General features: G+C 35.6%; 20 protein-coding genes. 10 read left to right on the top strand and 10 right to left on the bottom strand.

The genetic code is table 11. The features are described 5' to 3' along the window. Nucleotides 1-47: 47 nt before the first annotated feature. From ACZIX2_RS02265 to ACZIX2_RS02245, 5 genes are all read left to right on the top strand, one after another. Entirely contained in the window at nt 48-1,010 is a 963-nt protein-coding gene (locus ACZIX2_RS02265) for a PorP/SprF family type IX secretion system membrane protein (RefSeq protein WP_463338452.1), read from the top strand. A 257-nt stretch (nt 1,011-1,267) separates the two neighbouring features. Continuing rightward, nucleotides 1,268-2,455 (top strand): phosphoglycerate kinase, encoded by a 1,188-nt coding sequence (locus ACZIX2_RS02260; protein WP_463338451.1) that lies wholly within the window; start codon nt 1,268-1,270, stop codon nt 2,453-2,455. Nucleotides 2,456-2,657: 202 nt separating this feature from the next. Next, entirely contained in the window at nt 2,658-4,670 is a 2,013-nt protein-coding gene (locus ACZIX2_RS02255; RefSeq protein ID WP_463338450.1) for a lytic transglycosylase domain-containing protein, read from the top strand. 48 nt (nt 4,671-4,718) lie between these two features. Further along, nucleotides 4,719-5,702, top strand: coding sequence for a DUF4837 family protein (locus ACZIX2_RS02250; protein WP_463338449.1), 984 nt, complete (start codon nt 4,719-4,721; stop codon nt 5,700-5,702). A gap of 3 nt (nt 5,703-5,705) precedes the next feature. Further along, complete coding sequence (locus ACZIX2_RS02245; RefSeq protein ID WP_463338448.1) at nt 5,706-6,152, top strand: GNAT family N-acetyltransferase; 447 nt, start codon at nt 5,706-5,708, stop codon at nt 6,150-6,152. Between the two features lie 266 nt (nt 6,153-6,418). On the opposite strand, the gene ACZIX2_RS02240 is transcribed toward ACZIX2_RS02245, so the two are convergent. Both ACZIX2_RS02240 and rnpA read right to left on the bottom strand, forming a co-directional pair. Next, on the bottom strand, nt 6,419-8,056 hold the full coding sequence (locus ACZIX2_RS02240) for a S41 family peptidase (RefSeq protein WP_463338447.1): 1,638 nt from the start codon (nt 8,054-8,056) through the stop codon (nt 6,419-6,421). A gap of 56 nt (nt 8,057-8,112) precedes the next feature. After that, nucleotides 8,113-8,535 carry a ribonuclease P protein component gene (rnpA, locus tag ACZIX2_RS02235; protein WP_463338446.1) on the bottom strand — a complete coding sequence of 141 codons (423 nt, stop codon included), beginning with the start codon at nt 8,533-8,535 and terminating at the stop codon, nt 8,113-8,115. Nucleotides 8,536-8,659: 124 nt separating this feature from the next. Between rnpA and ACZIX2_RS02230 the strand changes: the two genes are divergently transcribed. The 3 genes from ACZIX2_RS02230 (at nt 8,660) to ACZIX2_RS02220 (ending at nt 11,149) form a co-directional block, all read left to right on the top strand. Next, nucleotides 8,660-9,394 (top strand): lysophospholipid acyltransferase family protein, encoded by a 735-nt coding sequence (locus ACZIX2_RS02230; RefSeq protein ID WP_463338445.1) that lies wholly within the window; start codon nt 8,660-8,662, stop codon nt 9,392-9,394. Nucleotides 9,395-9,430: 36 nt separating this feature from the next. After that, nucleotides 9,431-10,417, top strand: coding sequence for an acyl-ACP desaturase (locus tag ACZIX2_RS02225; protein WP_463338444.1), 987 nt, complete (start codon nt 9,431-9,433; stop codon nt 10,415-10,417). 78 nt (nt 10,418-10,495) lie between these two features. Beyond that, nucleotides 10,496-11,149 (top strand): HD domain-containing protein, encoded by a 654-nt coding sequence (locus ACZIX2_RS02220; RefSeq protein ID WP_463338443.1) that lies wholly within the window; start codon nt 10,496-10,498, stop codon nt 11,147-11,149. Nucleotides 11,150-11,211: 62 nt separating this feature from the next. Here the strand turns inward: ACZIX2_RS02220 and ACZIX2_RS02215 are convergent, their stop codons facing one another. The 8 genes from ACZIX2_RS02215 to ACZIX2_RS02180 all read right to left on the bottom strand — a co-directional run bounded on the left by ACZIX2_RS02215 (nt 11,212) and on the right by ACZIX2_RS02180 (nt 18,414). After that, nucleotides 11,212-11,607, bottom strand: coding sequence for a hypothetical protein (locus tag ACZIX2_RS02215; RefSeq protein WP_463338442.1), 396 nt, complete (start codon nt 11,605-11,607; stop codon nt 11,212-11,214). A gap of 21 nt (nt 11,608-11,628) precedes the next feature. Then, a complete protein-coding gene (locus ACZIX2_RS02210) occupies nt 11,629-12,747 on the bottom strand; it encodes an ATP-binding protein (protein ID WP_463338441.1) in 1,119 nt (372 codons plus the stop codon). Nucleotides 12,748-12,898: 151 nt separating this feature from the next. Continuing rightward, nucleotides 12,899-13,681 (bottom strand): enoyl-CoA hydratase/isomerase family protein, encoded by a 783-nt coding sequence (locus tag ACZIX2_RS02205; protein WP_463338440.1) that lies wholly within the window; start codon nt 13,679-13,681, stop codon nt 12,899-12,901. Between the two features lie 11 nt (nt 13,682-13,692). Further along, nucleotides 13,693-15,165 carry a sensor histidine kinase gene (locus tag ACZIX2_RS02200; protein WP_463338439.1) on the bottom strand — a complete coding sequence of 491 codons (1,473 nt, stop codon included), beginning with the start codon at nt 15,163-15,165 and terminating at the stop codon, nt 13,693-13,695. 137 nt (nt 15,166-15,302) lie between these two features. Next, nucleotides 15,303-15,851 carry a CopD family protein gene (locus tag ACZIX2_RS02195; RefSeq protein WP_463338438.1) on the bottom strand — a complete coding sequence of 183 codons (549 nt, stop codon included), beginning with the start codon at nt 15,849-15,851 and terminating at the stop codon, nt 15,303-15,305. A 4-nt stretch (nt 15,852-15,855) separates the two neighbouring features. Further along, entirely contained in the window at nt 15,856-16,362 is a 507-nt protein-coding gene (locus ACZIX2_RS02190) for a hypothetical protein (protein WP_463338437.1), read from the bottom strand. A gap of 34 nt (nt 16,363-16,396) precedes the next feature. Further along, nucleotides 16,397-17,410 carry a ferrochelatase gene (gene hemH / locus ACZIX2_RS02185; RefSeq protein ID WP_463338436.1) on the bottom strand — a complete coding sequence of 338 codons (1,014 nt, stop codon included), beginning with the start codon at nt 17,408-17,410 and terminating at the stop codon, nt 16,397-16,399. Nucleotides 17,411-17,538: 128 nt separating this feature from the next. Next, the gene (locus ACZIX2_RS02180; protein ID WP_463338435.1) at nt 17,539-18,414 is read right to left on the bottom strand and encodes a helix-turn-helix domain-containing protein; all 876 of its coding nucleotides are present in this window, start codon (nt 18,412-18,414) and stop codon (nt 17,539-17,541) included. A gap of 229 nt (nt 18,415-18,643) precedes the next feature. Here ACZIX2_RS02180 and hemA point away from each other — a divergent pair, with 229 nt between their 5' ends. Together hemA and hemC are read left to right on the top strand one after the other, a co-directional pair. Beyond that, complete coding sequence (hemA, locus tag ACZIX2_RS02175) at nt 18,644-19,897, top strand: glutamyl-tRNA reductase (RefSeq protein WP_463338434.1); 1,254 nt, start codon at nt 18,644-18,646, stop codon at nt 19,895-19,897. Nucleotides 19,898-19,944: 47 nt separating this feature from the next. After that, nucleotides 19,945-20,913, top strand: a complete 969-nt coding sequence (gene hemC / locus ACZIX2_RS02170) for a hydroxymethylbilane synthase (protein ID WP_463338433.1) — start codon at nt 19,945-19,947, stop codon at nt 20,911-20,913. The last annotated feature ends 124 nt before the right edge of the window (nt 20,914-21,037 follow it).

Here is a 21,037-nt window from a genome sequence, read left to right as displayed (position 1 = left end):
ATGCCCCAATAGCGTCATTGCACTACCAACAAAGAATCTACTATATTATGAAAAAGAATTTAATTGCATTGTTACTGTTAATGGGTGTTGTAGGACACGCACAAGAATTAAATTTACCGGTATGGACCCAATATTTGGCCGACAATCCCTTTGTAATTTCACCTACTTATGCAGGGATTGGTGATAATTTCAGAATTCGGTTAAATGGATTGACGCAATGGGTCGGAATTAAAGATGCGCCCAACAACCAATCGGTTTATGCTGATTTTAGAATTGCTGACCAGTCAGGAGTTGGAATCTCAGTGTATAATGATAAAAACGGGAATACCCGACAAGCTGGAGCCAAAGCTTCTTTTTCCCATCATATTATTTTAGATTATTATTCCCAACAATATTTGTCTTTTGGAATTTCTTATAACTTCAATAATTTTAGAATTGATACCGATAACCTAAATCCTACAAATCAAGACCCTTCCATTAATAACAATCGGTTTACTGCTAACAATAACTTTGATGTAGGATTACTGTACCGTTATAAAAAATTCTACGCCAGTTTTAATGCAAGTAATATCTTGCCTAAAAAATTAGATCAATTTATAAATTTAGAACCGGATTTACTTTTGAATTACCAAATCTATTCGGGCTATGTTTTTTCTGATGGTGAGTATAATCGTGCTGAAATTGAGCCCTCCATGTATTATCAGTATTTTGTTTCAGACAAACGTTCTAGTACTGATGTCAATGTAAAGTATAGAAAATACAATAGCTATGATGATTATTACTGGTTGGGTATTTCGTATCGTTTTTTGAATGATCAAATTGGTAAGCCCTTAAACGTAGGGCCTATGGTTGGATTGAAAAAATCAGGTTTCTATTTTGGGTATTCCTACCAAATTACCATGAACGAATTTGCTGCTGCTAATACAGGAACACACATGATTACTTTGGGATTTGATTTTCTTCAATCCATCAGCAATTGTCCGTGTACACAAAATCCAGTACACGATTAATTATATTTTTTATTTCAACCTCACACCCTTTATGCCTCGGTATAAAGGGTGTTTTTTTGAGGACTTAAGTTTATATCTATTTTGCATTAGTTTTCGATATAAAAAGTAGGCTTTACAGGCTTTATTTGTGTTATTTTTAAAATTATATCGATTTCGTTACTAATTAAGTATTTTTTAAGGCTTTTCATTAGAAATCAATCGATTAAAAAAAGTATATTTGTTGTACTTATTATATTATTTACAAAAAATCAATACTTATGAAAACGTTAAACGATTTTAATTTCAAAGATAAAAAAGCCATTATCCGTGTTGACTTTAATGTGCCATTAGATGAAAATTTCAACGTAACTGATGCCAATAGAATTGAGGCAGCAAAACCAACTATTGATAAAATTTTAGCCGATGGTGGAAGTGTCATTTTGATGTCGCATTTAGGCCGTCCAAAAGGAGCAGAAGACAAGTATTCTTTGCGTCATATTGTGGCCAAAGTAGCTGAGGTTTTTGGTGTTCCGGTTCAATTTGCAACGGACTGTATTGGTGAACCAGCATCATCTGCTGCAGCTAACTTGAAAGCGGGTGAAGTTTTGTTGTTAGAAAATTTACGTTTTTACAAAGAAGAAGAAGCAGGCGATGTTGATTTTGCTAAAAAATTAGCCGATTTAGGTGATGTGTATGTGAATGATGCCTTTGGAACGGCTCACCGTGCGCATGCTTCTACTACCATCATCGCTCAATTTTTCCCAACAGATAAATGCTTTGGAACTTTATTGGCTAAAGAAATTGACAGCTTAAATAAAGTGTTGAAAAACAGTGAAAAACCAGTTACTGCTGTTTTAGGAGGATCGAAAGTATCTTCTAAAATTACCGTAATTGAAAATATATTGGATAAAGTAGACCACATGATTATTGGTGGAGGTATGACCTTTACTTTTATTAAAGCTTTAGGCGGATCTGTGGGAGATTCTATCTGTGAAGATGACAAACAAGAATTGGCTCTTGAAATTTTGCGTAAAGCCAAAGAAAAGGGAGTACAAATACACATTCCAGTAGATGTTGTGGCTGCTGATGGTTTTGCAAATGATGCCAATACACAAGTGGTAGACGTAAAAGAGATTCCACAAGGATGGCAGGGTTTGGACGCAGGACCAAAATCTTTAGAAAATTTCAAACAAGTGATTTTAGCTTCTAAAACCATTCTTTGGAACGGTCCATTAGGGGTATTTGAAATGCCTACTTTTGCCAAAGGAACGATTGCTTTAGGAGATTATATTGCTGAAGCTACAGCTAGTGGCGCTTTCTCTTTAGTAGGAGGTGGAGATTCTGTAGCAGCTGTAAAACAGTTTGGATTTGAAGAAAAAATGAGTTACGTATCTACTGGTGGAGGCGCTATGTTGGAGATGCTTGAAGGAAGAACTTTACCTGGTATTGCTGCTATTTTAGAATAAGTTACCTATTATTTATGAATTTTCCCTTTTAGTTTAAATCTGAAAATTCATACTTTTTATTGATTTTTCTAAAGTATTTTTATTACAAAAGCCACATTTATTGTATATTTAACAATAATTGTGGCTTTTTTTAGTTTTAACCTTGTAATTTTGTAAAACTAACTGTAAGTTGTTGACATTTAGAAATTTGTAAATCCCTTTTATGAGCATAAAAAATAGTCTATTTAGTATCCTCTTTTTTTTCACATTAACTGTTTTTTCCCAACAGTCTTTTGATGCACAATCCATAGAAGGAAAAACAGTACCGTTAACTTATTTAGATTCTATTAAAAAATCTTTTGTGCGCTATAAATCCATGCAACAAGTGGATAGTTTATGGATAAAAGAGCTCACAGACTTAGCGATATACAACGATTTAACTACTGATATAGAAAATATCAATGCGCTAGAAAGCACCGATTCGGAATTATCAACGGATTTGCTTAAAGAGCGATTAGCGGCCATGGATGCCAAATCCCCTTTCAAAATAGAATACAATCAAGTACTTGAAAATCTCATCAAATCGTTTTTGAAAAATCGTAAAAAAGCATTTGGTCGTTTAATGGCTACTTCGGAATTTTATTTTCCCATTTTTGAGGAAGCGTTAGCTAAGAAAAATGTACCTCTTGAAATCAAATATTTAGCCATAGTTGAATCGGCCCTAAATCCAAAAGCGGTGTCAAGAGTAGGTGCTACAGGTATCTGGCAGTTCATGTATAATACCGGAAAACAGTATAATCTCAACATCGATTCTTATGTAGATGAACGTTCCGATGTGCTAAAGTCTTCAGAAGCCGCAGCTCAATATATGGCCAACATGTACCCCATTTTTCAAGATTGGGAATTGGTTTTAGCTTCCTACAATTCGGGACCTGGAAATGTGACTAAAGCTATAAGGCGCTCTGGAGGTAAACAAAATTTTTGGGAAATCAAAAATTACTTACCCAAAGAAACCCAAGGTTATGTTCCTGCCTTTTTAGCTACCATGTATCTCTACGAATACCACAAGGAACACGGCATTATTCCTGAAAAAGCCAATCTAAAACATTTTGAAACCGATACTATTCGGGTGCAACGAGAAATAACATTCAAACAAATTGCGGATTTAATTGATGTTCCAGTATCGCAATTGCAAATTTTGAATCCTTCCTACAAACGCAATGTTATTCCTGTTTATGATGACAAACAGCATTTTTTACGACTACCTTTAGACAAAATTGGGCTTTTTACGGCCAACGAGGATAAAATTTATTCCTATGTGGCTTATGATAACAACCGTCAAGCTACTTTTAGATCGACAGGCACCGCTATAGCTTCTAAAAAAACCACTACCGATTCAGCCGCTGTTGCTACTCATCAAGAATGGTATACTATCCAAAAAGGGGATAACTTGCATGCTGTAGCTACTGCATTTAAGGTTAGTGTTCAAGATCTAAAAAACTGGAATGGATTAAAAGGCAATACCTTGCCGTTGGGTAAAGTTTTAAAAATTAAAACACCTGTTTCCTCTTCGTCCGATGTAGTTGTTGCGTCTGCAAAAACAGCTGTAGCATCAACGAAAACCACGACTATCAACAAAGAACAAATACAAGATACATTAGATTCTGTTGCGTCAACCAAAACGTATATTGTTCAAAAAGGCGATCACCTACAAGACGTTGCTAAAAAACACCATATTTCTACCGAAGAGTTGCGTGTCTTAAATCCAACCTTATCCACAAACTTGGTGCCTGGAACCACTCTTGTGGTGAGTTCAGAAAATGCGATTGCCGTTCAAGAAAGTCCCAAACCCCAATTAAAAGATATTACGTACACCGTAGTTGCTGGGGATAATTTGGGTGCAATTGCCAAAAAATTTGGGACTACACTTTCCAATTTGGTAGCTTGGAATTCTATTTCAAAGAACAAAATACCCGTTGGTACACAATTGATTGTAGCCAAAAATGAAATAGCCATTATTACCAACAATGCAACGGCCGAAGCGTTTAAAAAAGCACCTGTTTACCCCACTACAAAAATCAAAAACGGATCTAGTGATTATTTTGTAAAAAAAGGAGATTCTCTTTATAGCATTTCAAAAAAATATCCTGGAGTAACTATTTCTGATTTAGAAAAGTGGAATGGTATCAAAGCAGAAGAATTGAAACCGGGAATGAAATTAAAAATAAACGGCTAGACTCCATTAATTTGGTTACATTTGAGTTTTATTTTTAAGATAAAAATTATGAATAAAACCCATTTTTTTTCTCTATTCGGTTTCCTTTTTTTTCTAGCATGTCAATCGGATCAAGGTAAAGCTTTGCCTGTTTCGGTGGGGGATTTCAATACCATTTCGGTGGTTATGAATGATGATTTGTGGAATGGCGAAGTAGGAGATTCTCTTAGAAAAAAAATCGCAGCGCCAATATTAGGACTCCCACAAGAAGAACCTCTGTTTACACTCAATCAGTATTCTGATAAATTTGTCGAAGGCTTTATAACGGATAGCCGAAATATTGTGGTGGTTAAAAAAGGATCCAAACCTTTTTTTGATATACAATTCAATCGTTACGCGCAGCCTCAAACTTTAATTCATATCGTCGGTCCTAATAGTAAGGCCATAGTATCCGTTTTAGAAAAAAATACCACTCAAATGGTGGCTACTTTGAAAAAAGGTGAAATAGTAGCGCTCCAAAAAAAACAAAAAACTTCTTTGTTGAATCCTAAAATTTTTGCTAACAAATTTCAAATTCAACTTGCAGTTCCGACCACTTATAAATATGCGCTGCAAAAGCCTCGATTTATTTGGTTAAAAAAGGAAATAACTAGTGGTAGCATGAGTTTGCTTTTGTACCAAGTACCTTTAGAAACTATTTCATCCAAGAACCCAATAGCTTCCATTGTTTCAATGAGAGATTCCATTGGCATGTTGTACATTAAAGGGAGAGAGAATCTGTCGCCAATGAAAACCGGTCAAGGTTTTGCTCCGTATTGGATGCGTACGAAATTGGCCAATTGTAAGGCTTTTGAAGTAAAAGGAAATTGGGAACTCAAGAACGATTTTATGTCAGGGCCTTTTATAAATTATACTATTTTTGACCCAGAATATAAAAGAGTCATGGTGCTCGAAGGATTTTGTTACGCTCCAGCTGAGGAAAAACGAGATCTGATGTTTGAATTAGAGGCCATCATCAAATCGGTACAAATTATTAAGAGAGAAAATTTATAAGAAATGGGGTTACAGTGGTACATTAAAGCGTTTCAAGATTTGACCGTAAACGAGTTGTATGATATCTTGAAATTGCGAAGCGAAATTTTTGTGGTTGAGCAAAATTGCGTCTATTTGGATTTGGATGGAAAAGATAAAAAAGCCCTGCATCTTTTTGGAATCTACGACGAAAAAATTGTAGCCCATGCTCGGTTATTACCTCCCGGAATTAGTTTTCCCGAAGCTTCAATAGGACGTGTAGTAGTCGATGCTGCCTATCGTGATAAAAAATGGGGTCATGAATTGATGCAAAATGCTATCGCAGGAATTGCAACTCATTTTAACGAATCAGTCATCACGATTGGTGCGCAATTGTACTTGAAAAAATTCTACGAGAGTCATGGTTTTGTGGCCATTAGTGACATGTATTTAGAAGATGATATTCCGCATATCGAGATGAAAAAGGGCTAATCATATAAATTATGATGCTTAGAGTTCTATTTTTTCTCACATCGAGCACAGTCGAGAGGCAGTAATGGTTTTCGACTGCGCTCGAATTGACATTAGAGTTATTTTAAACTAGATTTTTGTTTTCTAAAACATTAGGAGATGAATTTAAGGGACATTAAAACTAACTTAGATGGCCTTAAATTTCTTATATAGTAAAAATGAGACATTGACTTGAATACTTATAGGCTAGTATGTTTATGAATTGATGCTAATTTCTACTGTGTTTTTTACAACTTCAAAATACTATTGTACTCTGCCGAAGTATTCAACACGCTTACCGCTTTTTTGATTTCGGGATTGTTTTTGATGTAGTATTGGTACAATCCTTCTTGGTATTGGTAGCGTTTGATAAGTTCGTCTAGCAATAGATTTTTAATTTCTTTTTGATTTTTGTCCATAGTGTTCCATTCACTTTTTTGAATAGCGTTCAATAGCTGTTGGTATTCTGCAGTAATGGTTTCGTCTATTTTTTCTTTCTTAGCGGCTGCCAAAGTTTTCTTCAATTGTACTTCAGTTTCGGTATCCAAATTGAATTTTTTGTTTTTTAGAAATTGTTTGAAATCATTGTAATCCACATCTGTGATAGTTGGGATGGTGTTGCCCAAATTGGGGTTTTTATAATAATATTGTGTAGCAAAATCAAAAATCCCATCGTTTTTTATCAACGCATTAGCAATTGCACTCAGCTGTGTTTCCGAAAGTTCGATATCGGGTTGAATACCACCACCATCGTAAACAGTTCTTCCTTTTCGGGTTTTGAATGCATTATAATTTTTTTCTTCGGTTCGAATAGCTGCTCCATTTTTATCTTTTCGGGCATAATCTAAGGCTTGGATACAGCGTCCAGATGGGGTGTAATAACGCGAAATTGTTACTTTCACTTGCGTTCCAAAAGACATATCGATAGGGCGTTGTACCAATCCTTTTCCAAAACTGCGACTGCCTAAAACCACCGCACGGTCTAAATCTTGTAAGGCACCTGCAACAATTTCAGAAGCAGAAGCGCTTCGACCATTGACTATTATCACTAAAGGAATATTCAAATCTATTGGTTCTCGTGTTGTTTTATAAGTGTTATTATATTTTTCAACTTTCGATTTGGTAGTTACTATGGTTTCGTTTTTAGGAACAAACAAATTGCAAATGTTCACCGCTTCATTCAATAGTCCGCCGGGATTATCTCTTAAGTCCAAAACCAAACGATCAATACCTTCTCTTTTCAATTGTTCTAAAGCGTCTTTCACCTCAGAGGAGGCTTTTTTTGTGAAGTGAGTCAAAACAATATATCCTGTTTTGGCATCAATTTTTCCGAAGAAAGGCACCGATTTGATTTCTACTTCATCCAGAACCAATTGGGTGCTTAGCGTTTTTCCTTGACGGATATATTTAATATCAATTTTAGTGTTTTTGGAACCCTTAAGCAATTGTGAGGCATCGTCTTTAAAATCTTTCAGCACGACATCGCCAATTTGAATAATGGCATCGCCGGCTTTGAGTCCAGCTTTATCAGCAGGAAAGTTTTTGTAAGGTTCTTTTATAATCAATTGGTCTTCTTTTCGACTGATTAATGCGCCAATTCCAGTATATTCTCCCGTATTGTTGATTTTAAATTTTACTACATCGGCCTCATTAAAGTAATTGGTATAGGGGTCCAAACTCGCTAACATCCCTTTGATGGCCTTGTCCATTAAATCGCCAGGGTTTGTTTCGTCTACGTAATTGGTGTTGACTTCTTTAAATAAAGTGGTGAAGATTTCAATTTGCTTGGCAATTTCAAAAAAATCATTTTTAAAACTCACCCCCACAAATAAAAATAGCGACGCCAAGAATGGGAGTATGTATTTTTTTTGAAATAAAGTATTCATAATTAATAAGTTGAGATGTTTTTGGGAACACTAAAATACTAATAAAATCCTGAATCTTAAGCTTCGGAAGAAAAATCAGCGTTTTTTTCAGTTACTTCAGATTTTGTTTGGTTCAATTGGGCTATGAATTTTTCAAACAATTGAACGGTTTTGTACTCGATTTCTTGAAATGATAACCGTTCTTTGGATTGATAGAAAAACATAAAGGCGTGAGGTTCGTCTAAATGATCAAGTAGCAAATGTTTGTTGAGACGGTAGGTTTCTCGAAGCACTCTTTTGAAATAATTGCGATCAACGGCTTTCTTAAAATATTTTTTTGAAACCGAAACACCAAATTGAATGGGAGTGTCTCCAACGGGTTCGATTGGGCAATACACCAAGCGCAGCGGATATTTGGACACCGATTTTCCTTTGGTAAATAAATGGCCAATGGTCGTTTTACTTTTTAACTTTTCGGTTTTTGGATACGTATAGGTCATAGTTGCGCAAAAGAATTGTGTAATTCGCTGCAAAGGTACGACTAAACGTTAAATTGAGTTATGTTTCATTTTTTAAATTGTGGATATAATATAATTTGTACTTTTGACCCTTTATTGGTTGACTATGCAAAAAATAATTTCCTACCCATTATCTATCATTTATTACTTGTGTTTTGGTCTTTGTTTGGTGGTTTTTCATCCCATTCAATGGATTTGTTTTAATGTGTTTGGTTATCAGGCACACAAAAAAAGTGTGGATTATTTGAATTTTTTTCTAGTAAAATGTACTAATTTATTAGGAACCACTTATCAATTTGAAAATGTAGAACGTATTCCTCAAAATGTACCTTTGATTATTGTGGCGAATCATCAAAGTATGTATGATATTATTGCTATCATTTGGTATTTGCGTCGTTTTCATTGCAAGTTTGTAAGTAAAAAAGAATTAGGAAGCGGGATTCCAAGTGTTTCTTATAATTTGCGTCATGGAGGTTCGGTTTTGATCGATAGAAAAGACCCCAAACAAGCCATTCCAACGATAAAAGGATTGTCTGAATATATTGAAAAAAACACCCGTTCTGCCGTAATTTTTCCCGAAGGAACCCGCAGTAAAACGGGTAAACCAAAAGAATTTGCGCAAAGCGGTTTAAAAATATTATGCAAATACGCACCTTCAGCTTATGTGGTGCCAATCACTATCAATAATTCATGGAAAATGGTGCGTTTTGGTGCATTTCCTATGGGATTAGGTAATCGTTTGCAGTTTACCATACACGAACCTATGGCAGTCAATGCCTATGCTTTTGACGAATTGAGCCAAAAGACAGAAGCCGCTATTGTCGGGGCTATTCAACACTAAACCTGAAATAACTAATAACTTAAATAAAAAAATACCATGTCAATACAGAACATTCGATTAGAAGTGATGCAGTTTTTAGAACAAAAAATCGACAGTTTTGTGGATGAGTATCTAATTCCGGTAGAAAAAATATGGCAACCTTCAGATTTTCTGCCGAATTCTGAATCGGATTCTTTCTTCGAAGAAGTAAAAGAATTAAGAGAAATTGCCAAGGATTTACCCTATGATTTTTGGGTGGCTTTGGTGGGCGATACTATTACCGAAGAAGCTTTGCCAACCTATGAATCTTGGTTGATGGAAGTAGAAGGAGTCAATAATCTTGAACGCAATGGATGGTCCAAATGGATTCGTCATTGGACCGGCGAAGAAAACCGTCATGGCGATTTATTGAACAAATATTTGTATTTGTCCGGAAGAGTGAACATGCGCGAGGTTGAGGTAACGACCCAACACTTAATTAACGATGGTTTTGATATTGGAACTGGACGCGATCCCTACAAGAATTTTGTGTATACTAGTTTTCAAGAATTAGCCACTTATGTTTCTCACAATAGAGTATCGCAATTGGCTAAAAGTTATGGCGATAAAAAACTATCTAAGCTTTGTAAAATGATTGCAGGAGACGAAATGCGTCACCATTTGGCTTACAGCGAATTTGTGAATCAAATTTTTAAAGTGGATCCAAGCGAAATGATGTTGGCTTTTCAATACATGATGAAGCAAAAAATCGTGATGCCAGCGCATTTCTTAAGAGAATCGGGGCAAAAAATCAGCTCGGCTTTCGAACAGTTTTCTGATTCTGCTCAGCGTATTGGAGTATATACCGCCAATGATTATGTAGAAATCATGCAAAAGTTAATTGCAAAATGGGAAATTGACAAAGTGGTCAATTTAACCGACGAAGCTGAAAAAGCTAGAGATTATCTCATGAAATTACCAGCTCGTATGGCCAAGATTTCTGAGCGATTGGTTGTTCCTGAGGAGTCTTTTATTTTTAAGTGGGTAGAACCTGCGAGATTGTAATTGTAAACAAAAATACAGTATAAACTTCCAACTGATTTTAAATGAAAAAAAAATCAGTTGGAATAATTTTCTCATCAAATGCAGCACGCCAAATTAATTCACGACATAATTCTTTTTGTGAAAGAAACTTTAGACAAAGCAGAAGGCGGGCACGATTGGTTCCATATTGAAAGGGTATACCATAATGCTCTATTGATTGCACAAAGCGAGAAATGTGATTTACTTATTGTTAAACTTGCCGCTTTACTGCATGATATTGCCGATAGCAAATTTCATAATGGTGATGAAACCATTGGTCCCAAAACGGCTCGAAAGTTTTTGGAAGATCATCAAGTTTCCGAAGAAACCATAACTCATGTAGTGCAAATTATTGAAAATATTTCCTTTAAAGGAGGTCGTACAACCCGAACATTTTCTTCTATAGAATTAGATATTGTACAAGATGCAGACCGTTTAGATGCTATTGGAGCCATTGGAATTGCTAGAGCTTTTAACTATGGAGGATTCAAAAACAGGCCGATGTATGACCCAGCTATTGCTCCCAATTTGCACATGACCAAGGAAGAATATAAAAATAGCTCGGCGCCTACCATTAATCATTTTTACGAAAAATTGCTTTTGCTTCATGAACAAATGAACACTCCATCCGGAAAAGCCATTGCTCAAAAAAGACACCGTTTTATGGAAGATTTTTTAGCACAATTTTATGCCGAGTGGGAGGGACAAGCCTAGTGGGCAATATTCAGAATTCAGTGTACAGTAGTGAGTTCAAAAGAACTAGTTATCTTAGTTTGCTATTCATTTGCCTTAAGTTCTAACATCACATCTGAAGCATTCTTAAAGGTAGGTTCGCTTTCTGTTAAACTACCCACTCTCTTTTTATTCAATTTGAAAGTCAAATCATTTTCGGTGGTAAACAAAATAGCACTCAAAAAAGGATTGTTGATATACGGACTCAATACCATAAAAGTTTCCTTTATGGAGTGAAAACTTTCTATTTCTTCGCTTTTATATCGCGTAATTATCGAAAACTGTAAACCACCATCCGCTGCTATAATAGGGCGAGCATAAATGTTTTTTAACTCAGTATCTCCAATAGTTTTAGCCAAAGTCAGTTTGGCAAAAGTACGATCTTCGATACTCGCGATTACTTTTTGCCAAAATTCAGCAAATATAGATTGGAAGGACATAGGTTGTAGTGTTTTTATTGATTAAAGTATATAATCCCAAAAATTTTGACTGTGAATGACTGCTGTTGTTTTTGGATGGTACTTTTCAGTGAAAGATTTGGTAAATCGTACTTTTTGATTGGGATTGTATTTGATTTCAAAAGCTTCAATTTCGGTATTTTTTATTTCCAAATAATCAATTTCAGCTTGTTGTGTATTGCGCCAAAAATAGGTGTCTTTGAACTGATTTTCATAGATCAATTTTTTCTTTCTTTCGCTAATTATAAAGTTTTCCCATAGCGCTCCAATATCGTCACGAAGTTCAATAGGATTGAAATTCTTGATGATTCGATTGCGAAGACCATTGTCCCAAAAATAGACTTTCCGTCCTTTTTTAAGTTCATTATCTTGGTTTTTGCTGAAAGCAGGTAAGCTAAAAACAATGAAATTTTTTTCTAAAATATCAATGTACTTTTCAACGGTAAGGCGACTTATTCCTAATTCATTTGCGAAAGAACTGTAATTAACTTCGCTGCCTATTCTGTAAGCTAACATTTGAACTAATCGTTGTAAGGTGGCCGATTTTTTTATACCATCTATGTTTAGAATATCTTTGTATAAAAAACCATCAACTAAATCATTGAGTATTTTTTCTTCCTGTCCAAGATGGTTTACTACTTCAGGATAATAACCAAACACTAATCGATGAGGTACCAAACGGGTTTCTTCAATAAAGTTAGTATGCTTAACTAATTCGGCAAAGTTTAACGGGAAGAGTTGTAATTCTTCTTTTCTTCCCATCATGGATTCTTTGGTTTTGTCTGCAAGTTCAAAAGCACTACTACCCGAAGCGATGACTTGAATTTCAGGGAAATTGTCCACCATTCTTTTAATCAAAAGACCAATATTGTGAATCATTTGCGATTCGTCAATAATTAACATCGTGTTTTTTCCTATCAGCGCTTTTAGTCGGTCGGAGGTGATGTTTTCCAAAAGCAATTGGGTATCTGGTTCATCGCCATTGAGCCATAAATAAGGATGATTTGTAACTGTATTTTTGATCAAAGAGGTTTTACCAACTTGTCTTGCACCAAATACTACTATTGCTTTTCCTTTGAATAGTAAAGCATCAATGGCAGGTTGTTGGGTTCTTTGTATCATTTATCAATCCTTTTGAAGGAACAAATATATCATAATTTGATATTCAAATATCAAAAAAATATCATAATTTGATATTCAAATATCAAAAAAATATAATAATATGATATTTGGATCTCTAATTACCCTGTTTCTGGGATTAGAACTCACAAATTTATTTTCCAGAAAAGTTAGCTTTACGTTTTTCTAAAAAGGCAGTTGTACCCTCGATGAATTCATCGGTACCGAAGCATTTTCCAAAGTTTTTGATTTCAACTTCAAATCCATCTTTACCGTCTTTGTAATTAGCATTGATGGCTTTAATTGCACGGCCAATAGCATAAGGAGAATTTTTCATGATTTTTTCGGCGATTCCTTTGGCAAAATCCAACAACTCAGCTTGCGGAACTACATGATTTACCAAACCATAAGCTTTGGCAGTTTCAGCATCAATCATGCTAGCAGTCATTATTAATTCCATTGCACGCCCTTTTCCAATCAATTGTGGCAAGCGTTGCGTTCCTCCGTAACCTGGTATTACTCCTAAGGAAACTTCTGGCAGTCCCATCTTGGCATTGTCTGAGGCAACTCTGAAGTGGCACGCCATGGCCAATTCTAATCCACCACCCAAGGCAAATCCATTGATGGCAGCAATTACTGGTTTTTTGAGATTCTCGATAAAGTCAAAGAGTTGTACATGACCATTTTGGGCCAAATGCTCGCCTTCATCTTTTGTGAAATGAGCAAATTCTGAAATATCAGCTCCAGCGACAAAGGCTTTTTCGCCACTACCAGTAATGATGATTGTTTGAACATCTTTACTTTTATTTAGTTTTTTTAGGGCTTTATGAAGCTCTTCAATAGTAGCGATATTTAAAGCATTCAATTTGGAGGGTCGATTGATGGTAATAGTTGCCATACCATTCTCTTTCGCTATAAGTAAGTTATCAAAATTCATTTTTTTAATTTTTAAGTTGAAATAATAGGCAATTGTACTCTAAAAGTAGTGCCAATTCCGAGTTGAGTATCAAAGGTAATTGTTCCGTTATAATTTTCTATGATATTTTTTATAATTCCAAGTCCTAAGCCCATCCCGCTCGATTTGGTAGTGAATTTGGGTTGGAAAATTTTAGAAATGAAGGTACTATCAATGCCTGTGCCATTGTCATGAAAAAGAAGAATTACATCGTTTTGGTCTCTTTTTACTTCCACTGAAATCGCTTTTGGACTTTGATTTTCTGGGATAGCTTGAATGGCATTTTTAACTAAATTGGTAATGATTCGGATAAGTTGTGATTTATCCATTGCTACCATAATCGTGGAAAACTGCGGTTGAAAATAGATATAATCTTCATTGAAAATATCTAAGGCACGTTCCATCACTTCAACAATATTGAATCTTTCATTTTGTTGAACGGGCATCGAAGCGAAATTTGAAAAAGCAGAAGCTACTTCGCTCATAATGTCGATTTGTTGAATCAAAGATTGAGAGTATTCCTTGAGTTTTTGTTTGATATTTGGGTCTGAAGGATCAAATTTTCTTTCAAAACTTTGCACCGTTAAGCGCATAGGAGTTAGCGGATTTTTAATTTCATGTGCTACCTGTTTGGCCATTTCGCGCCAAGCTTCCTCACGTTCGCTTTGAGCTAATTTTAGGGCACTTTTTTCTAACTTTTCAACCATTTCATTGTAAGAACGAATCAACAAATTGATTTCTCTACTATTGGCATCCAAAACAATTTTTTCGTTTTTCTGTTCAATGTTGGTGTCACTCATTTTATCTGCAATAGTTTTGAGCGATTTGGTAATGTAGGTCGCCAAAAAGTAGGCCAATGCAAAGGCTACAATCAACATAAACGAGTAGACTTGTCCTAATCGTACTAAAAATTTATGCAATTCGTTGTCATAATAGCTGTCGTCTTCAAGATAAGGGAGGTTTAAAACCCCAAGAGGTTTGAATTTTTCATCTTTTATCTGGCTGTAAGAGGAACGCTTTTTATACCCATCAATTGTTTTAATATCAACAAAACGTTTGTCAATAGAGGAGCTTACCAATTTCAATATGTATTTTGGAATGGGTGGAGCAGGCTGATCAATCGAAAAAGATTCTTTGGATGATTTTACAAGTTTACCTTCCAGATTATAAATATTGATTTCGCTGTTATGAATTTGAGACAATTCATGTATTTTGTCTTTAAAAATCAAACTCAAGTTAGCTTCTGTCATCGGGTATGTAGTGGTGGCCAACACATAATTTATGTGTTCTTTGATGGCCCACTCTTTTCGCTCTAATTTTTCTTGATGGTATTCACGAGCTTCGCTTTTAAATTGCAAAATAGATATGGAAGCCAATAAAATACTAGAAGCTACAATAACAACAATCATCGATAGGAAAATCCTAGTGCGTAAGGAAAGCATCGATATGTTGAAGTTGTTTAGCATAATTTTTTTAGTGTTCAGTGTTCAGACTGTTAGTATTCAATTATTATGCAAACGTATAATTACGTTTTAAACTTATAATTGGTAATATTTTAGTAGGCACTGATTGTAAACTAATTACTAAAACTGACTGCTGATTACTATTTTCTCTCTCTAATTTTTTTGTAAAAACGAAAGCCCAACATGATAATAATGGAAAACAAAAAAATACCAATTACCCCATATACCCAGTTGAAGGCATTTTTGAGTACTACCAAAAACACCACAGCAAAAAGAATCAAAGTAGCGCCTTCATTCCAAAGACGCATTTGATTGGTGGTATATTTTACTTCATTGCGTTGGAGTTGCGTAAAAATTTGTTGGCATTTGAAATGATACAAATACAATAAAAAGACAAAACCTAGTTTGACATGCATCCAAGGCATTTGCAACCAACTTCGCCCCAAATCGGTAAAAAGCAACAACCAAAAGGCCACCAAAAAAGTAATCACTGCCGATGGCCAAGTGATGATGTACCACAAACGATAGGCCATCAGATTGTATTGTTTTTGCAAAATCTCTTTCTCAGGCGAGGGTTTATCGGCGGCTTCAATTTGGTACACAAACAAGCGCACAATATAAAAAAGTCCCGCAAACCAAGTGACTACAAAAATAATATGTAAGGATTTGAGGTAGTTGTAGAGTTCCATTTATTTAATTTTTTAATATTCCCCATAGACAAAAAATAAAAATAATAATACAAAAAACTATGTATCTATTATTAGAATTTTTTTCACCCTGATTAAATTGTTCTTCATTGAAAATCAAGCCTGATTCGACACTAAACAAATAATATATAGGAATTACTTTGCTTACTTTTTTCAATTTTAATTTATCTTTTCTGTGAATTTTTACTTTAATTTTTCTGTTTTTTTCTAAACAATTTGTTACTTCTGTCCATCTGCCAAAAGTTCCTCCTACATAAATTCCAAATTTGTTAGAAAACTCTTTTGTGCTAAAAGAAATTTTAATTGGATTTGTTCTTCCTGATGATTCAAATTTTTCTGTAACAGTTAAATCCAATTCAAGAAGTTCATTTTTGTTAATTTCATAAGGTATAAAGGAATTATAAAATAACCAACCAAAAAAAGAAAACAGAAAAACTAGTTTAAACCATTTTTGTTCATAAAATAGTAATTCAATACTTTTTTTGTTTTTCATTTGGTCTTTAATCTTTGCTCTATATTCTTAATTCTTATTTTGCCCAATCCTTAATCCAATTGGCTACTACACCACACCATTCGTCTTCATCATTCATACAAGGGATAGCCATAAATTCTTCTCCACCATGGTGTAGGAATTGCTCATTGGCTTCCATCGCAATTTCTTCTAGCGTCTCCAAACAATCGGCTACAAAAGCTGGGGTTACAACCGCTAATTTCTTAATTCCTTGTTCGGGCATTTTATTGATTTCAACATCGGTATAAGGCGTGAGCCATTTATCTCCAGCCAATCGAGATTGAAAGGTTTGACTGTATTTGCCTTCGGGAATACCTAATAATTTTACTACCTGTTTGGTTGTTTCAAAACATTGATGACGGTAGCAAAATTCATGAGCTGGGGAGGGTGTGTTGCAGCAAGAACCGTCAATTTTACAATGAGAATTGGTAACATCGGTTTTGCGAATATGGCGTTTTGGAATACCGTGATACGAGAATAATAAATGATCGTAATCAAATCCCTCCAAATGCTTTTTCATGGAATTCGCCAACGCCTGAATGTAATCGGGTTGGTTATAGAAAGCAGGCACTTTTGTTAAATGCATTTCAGGAAATTTAGTCGTCACAAGTTCATCAGCAAGTTCCCAAATAGTAGTGGTGGAGGCCATAGCATACTGTGGGTAAAGGGCAAGCAATAATACCTCGGTCACTCCTTTTGCTTGCAGTTCTTGTAATCCTTTTTCGATGGTCATGCTTCCATATCGCATCGCTAAAGAAACAGGTAAGTCTACCAATCCTTTTACTTTTTCATGCATTTTTTTCGAAATCACAATCAGAGGAGAACCTTCACTGGTCCAAATTCTAGCATAAGCTTCTGCCGATTTTTTGGGACGGGTTTGCAAAATAATACCACGTACCAACAAGGCACGCAATAGATAGGGTACGTCTATTACATATTTGTCCATTAAAAATTCGTCTAAATACGGTTTTACGTCCTTAGGAGTTGGGCTTTCTGGAGAACCAAGGTTGACTAATAATACACCTTTCATTTTTATAATTTTATATTTTTCTATTAAAATAGTTTTTATTGATTTTGGGGTCAAAAGTAATGAACCCTGCATTTTATTGGTTAGACTACTATTTCTTTTTCTGTTTCAGAGATAGTTAAAACCAATGATTACGTTACTGATGAGTTAATCGACATTAAATATTTTTTTGGTGTGGTACCAAATTTCTTCTTGAAAGCGGCTATAAAATGGCTTCCAGTACTGTAGCCAATTTTCAAACCTACTTCGTTTACATTATAGGAACCACTATCTAATAATTGACGGGCATAATCCATTTTATGATCAAATAAAAAGCCGTAAACGGTATCGCCGTAAATTTGTTTGAATCCCATTTTTAATTTTTTCAGATTCAGACCGATAGTATCGGCGAGTTCTTGTAAACTAGGGGGTTCGGCCATATTGGCAATAATGATTTCTTTTGCTTTTTTGATTTTCATCACATTGTCCTCATCTATCAAAAAAGGACATTGCTCTGCATTGGGATCTTCGGAACGGTTAAAATACAAGCTTAACAACTCATAGCCCTTGCCTTTGTAGTATAAGTTTTTAATGGATGGATTCAAGTTGTAATGAAACAACTGCGTTAGCACAATAGCCATAGATGGACTAATGTCGCCTTCTTTATAATATTTTTTATCCTTGTTTTCGTCGCTCAAAAATGGAATATGGCTGGCTTCGGTAGAAAATAGACCATGGAATTTTTGAATCGAAATCAAAATGGTAATCACCCAAGTGTTGGGCGCTAATTCTAGATTGAGCGGTAATTCTTTTTGAGGGTTGTAGAACAAGTATGATTTTTCTTCATTCATTTCTAGAGCATAACTGCCTTGATTGAATAAAAATTTTGCTTTTCCTTTCAATCCAAAATGAAATTGAATCAAGCCATTGCTCACCTCGTGATGCGTGTGAAATGGAGTGTCTCCATCATTTTGGAAACGCAATAAGGTGAAATCATCCTCTATTTTTATAATTTCTTGTGAACTCATAGCGACAATTTTTTAACAAAAAAAAGGTAGTGTCGAATGTGTTTTATTTAGAATCACTCTAAATAAATCAATCATTAAGCCTTGTATTTGCTACAAAAATAAACGTTTTTGTCTGGAAATAACGAATTAAATCCAAAAAAGCATTGAGCGACACAAAAAGAACTTTTAGCGTTGTTTTTATCCGTGCAAGTATTCTAGATTTGTTGTCCTATTTATGGCAATTTTTAAAATGGAAAAAAATCAAAGTGCTAAGCACCACTATTTTTATTCGATTGGTTTAAGTTATAAAAAGGCAGATGCTGCTATTCGAGGGAAATTTAGTTTAGATGCCGCAGCCAAAACCAATTTATTAGCTCAAGCAAAAAAAGAAGGAATACCAGCACTTATCGTTACTTCAACGTGCAACCGTACCGAAATTTACGGCTACGCAGAGCACCCTTTTCAATTAATAAAACTACTTTGCGAAAACTCACAAGGAACTGTTGAAGAGTTTCAAAAAGTAGCCTATGTTTTCAAAAATCAAGAGGCCATTACTCATATTTTTAGAGTAGGAACAGGATTAGACAGTCAGATTTTAGGCGATTTCGAAATCATCAGTCAGCTTAAAAATGGTTTTATCGAGTCGAAAGCGATGGATTTGACCAATGCTTTCATGGAACGATTGATTAATTCTGTAATCCAAGCCAGTAAAAAGGTTAAAAACGAAACGGAAATCAGCTCCGGTGCTACCTCGGTATCGTTTGCCTCAGTGCAATACATCATGAAAAACGTTCCCGATGTAGGAAACAAAAATATTTTGCTTTTTGGTACCGGAAAAATTGGTCGTAATACCTGTGAAAATTTGGTAAAGCATACCAAAAATGAGCATATTACATTGATTAATAGAACCAAAGACAAAGCGGAAAAATTAGCCGGAAAACTCAATTTAGTAGTCAAAGATTATTCTGATTTACATATCGAATTGCAAAAAGCCGATGTGGTAGTTGTGGCCACAGGCGCACAAAATCCAACGGTAGACAAAGCAATTTTAAATCTGAAAAAACCTTTGTTGATCTTGGATTTGTCTATCCCAAAAAACGTTCATGAAAATGTAACGGAAATAGAAGGAGTGACTTTGATTCATTTGGATCACTTGTCTCAAATGACCGATGAAACCTTAGAAAACAGAAAATTACACATTCCAGCTGCCGAAGCCATTATTGAAGTCATTAAAAATGAATTTTTAGCTTGGACCAAATCTAGAAAATTTGCTCCTACTATTCATGCCTTGAAAGAAAAGCTCAACGCCATCAAAGAGGCCGAATTGAACTTTCAAAGTAAGAAGCTAGCCGATTTCAACGAAGAACAAGCCGAAATCATCAGCAACCGCATCATTCAGAAAATCACGACTCATTTTGCCAATCATCTCAAAGATGAAGAAACTATGGTCGATGAAAGTATTGAATGGATTGAAAAAGTTTTTCAAATAAATCCTGCCCCCTAGCCCCCAAAGGAGGAATAACATAAGTTGTCGAATAACTGTATAAATTAATGAACAAGAAATCAAATTCCACTTCTGCTATTCCCTCTTCGGGAAGTAATAGGGCCATTCGTATCGGAACCCGCGATAGCGAACTCGCGCTTTGGCAAGCCCACACGGTCGAGAAAAAACTAAACGACTTAGGGTACAAAACAGAGATTATCGCAGTGAAATCAGAAGGCGATATCATTTTGGACAAACCATTATACGAATTAGGAATCACCGGAATTTTCACCAAAACTCTTGATGTCGCTATGATTAGCGGTCAAGTCGATATTGCGGTACATTCGATGAAAGATGTGCCCACCGCATTGCCACAAGGCATTGTGCAAGCCGCCGTTTTAGAGCGTGCGAACACCCTAGATATTCTGGTACACAAAGGCAATCTAGATTTTCTAGAAGGTAGCGGTACCATCGCCACCGGAAGTTTGCGCCGTCAAGCCCAGTGGCTCAACAAATATCCCAATCATAAAGTGGTCGATTTGCGAGGCAATGTCAATACCCGTATGCAAAAATTACAAGACAGTGACTGGAGTGGAGCCGTTTTTGCCGCCGCAGGATTAGAGCGCATCAATTTAAAACCAACAGATTTTATCAATTTGGATTGGATGATTCCCGCACCAGCGCAAGGAGCAATGGTAGTGGTTGCCATGGCCGAGGACGAATTTTGTCGCGAAGCCGTATCCGAATTGAATGATATAGAAACCGAGGTGTGTACCCACATCGAGCGTCAATTTTTACGCCGTCTCGAAGGAGGTTGTACCGCACCCATCGGAGCCTTGGCAACCTATAACGAAGACGAAGACACCATTCATTTCGAAGGCGTTCTTTTTTCTATCGACGGCCAACAAAAAATAGCCATCAACAAAGTTGTACCCATCGAAGAATGGAAAAATCTAGGCTACCATTCAGCCGAAGAAATCCTGAACAATGGCGGCACCGAGTTGATGAAAACGATAAAAGAAACCTTGAAAAAGTAAGGAGCGAAACAAAAGGCTTTTTTGCCAGTATGGGTTCCCGCTGTCCTTCCTATCTTTTTTGTCCCGAAAAAAATCGGCACAAAAAAGGATATTCCCTCCCATCGGGGCTAAGAGAATAACAATA

Source organism: Flavobacterium riviphilum (assembly GCF_055231795.1).
The sequence above is the reverse complement of the archived record's forward strand: the minus strand, read 5'-3'. Positions and strand labels throughout refer to the sequence as shown.

What these genes read in the sequence shown, in the direction of transcription:
- hemA (WP_463338434.1), top strand. Translation starts at nt 18,644, where the DNA reads ATGGAAAAAAATCAAAGTGCTAAGCACCACTATTTTTATTCGATTGGT.
- ACZIX2_RS02265 (WP_463338452.1), top strand. Translation starts at nt 48, where the DNA reads ATGAAAAAGAATTTAATTGCATTGTTACTGTTAATGGGTGTTGTAGGA.
- ACZIX2_RS02180 (WP_463338435.1), bottom strand. Translation starts at nt 18,414, where the DNA reads ATGAGTTCACAAGAAATTATAAAAATAGAGGATGATTTCACCTTATTG.
- ACZIX2_RS02190 (WP_463338437.1), bottom strand. Translation starts at nt 16,362, where the DNA reads ATGAAAAACAAAAAAAGTATTGAATTACTATTTTATGAACAAAAATGG.
- ACZIX2_RS02240 (WP_463338447.1), bottom strand. Translation starts at nt 8,056, where the DNA reads ATGAATACTTTATTTCAAAAAAAATACATACTCCCATTCTTGGCGTCG.
- hemH (WP_463338436.1), bottom strand. Translation starts at nt 17,410, where the DNA reads ATGAAAGGTGTATTATTAGTCAACCTTGGTTCTCCAGAAAGCCCAACT.
- ACZIX2_RS02230 (WP_463338445.1), top strand. Translation starts at nt 8,660, where the DNA reads ATGCAAAAAATAATTTCCTACCCATTATCTATCATTTATTACTTGTGT.
- ACZIX2_RS02200 (WP_463338439.1), bottom strand. Translation starts at nt 15,165, where the DNA reads ATGCTAAACAACTTCAACATATCGATGCTTTCCTTACGCACTAGGATT.
- ACZIX2_RS02245 (WP_463338448.1), top strand. Translation starts at nt 5,706, where the DNA reads ATGGGGTTACAGTGGTACATTAAAGCGTTTCAAGATTTGACCGTAAAC.
- ACZIX2_RS02225 (WP_463338444.1), top strand. Translation starts at nt 9,431, where the DNA reads ATGTCAATACAGAACATTCGATTAGAAGTGATGCAGTTTTTAGAACAA.
- ACZIX2_RS02195 (WP_463338438.1), bottom strand. Translation starts at nt 15,851, where the DNA reads ATGGAACTCTACAACTACCTCAAATCCTTACATATTATTTTTGTAGTC.
- ACZIX2_RS02220 (WP_463338443.1), top strand. Translation starts at nt 10,496, where the DNA reads ATGCAGCACGCCAAATTAATTCACGACATAATTCTTTTTGTGAAAGAA.
- ACZIX2_RS02215 (WP_463338442.1), bottom strand. Translation starts at nt 11,607, where the DNA reads ATGTCCTTCCAATCTATATTTGCTGAATTTTGGCAAAAAGTAATCGCG.
- ACZIX2_RS02210 (WP_463338441.1), bottom strand. Translation starts at nt 12,747, where the DNA reads ATGATACAAAGAACCCAACAACCTGCCATTGATGCTTTACTATTCAAA.
- ACZIX2_RS02260 (WP_463338451.1), top strand. Translation starts at nt 1,268, where the DNA reads ATGAAAACGTTAAACGATTTTAATTTCAAAGATAAAAAAGCCATTATC.
- ACZIX2_RS02205 (WP_463338440.1), bottom strand. Translation starts at nt 13,681, where the DNA reads ATGAATTTTGATAACTTACTTATAGCGAAAGAGAATGGTATGGCAACT.
- ACZIX2_RS02255 (WP_463338450.1), top strand. Translation starts at nt 2,658, where the DNA reads ATGAGCATAAAAAATAGTCTATTTAGTATCCTCTTTTTTTTCACATTA.
- hemC (WP_463338433.1), top strand. Translation starts at nt 19,945, where the DNA reads ATGAACAAGAAATCAAATTCCACTTCTGCTATTCCCTCTTCGGGAAGT.
- ACZIX2_RS02250 (WP_463338449.1), top strand. Translation starts at nt 4,719, where the DNA reads ATGAATAAAACCCATTTTTTTTCTCTATTCGGTTTCCTTTTTTTTCTA.
- rnpA (WP_463338446.1), bottom strand. Translation starts at nt 8,535, where the DNA reads ATGACCTATACGTATCCAAAAACCGAAAAGTTAAAAAGTAAAACGACC.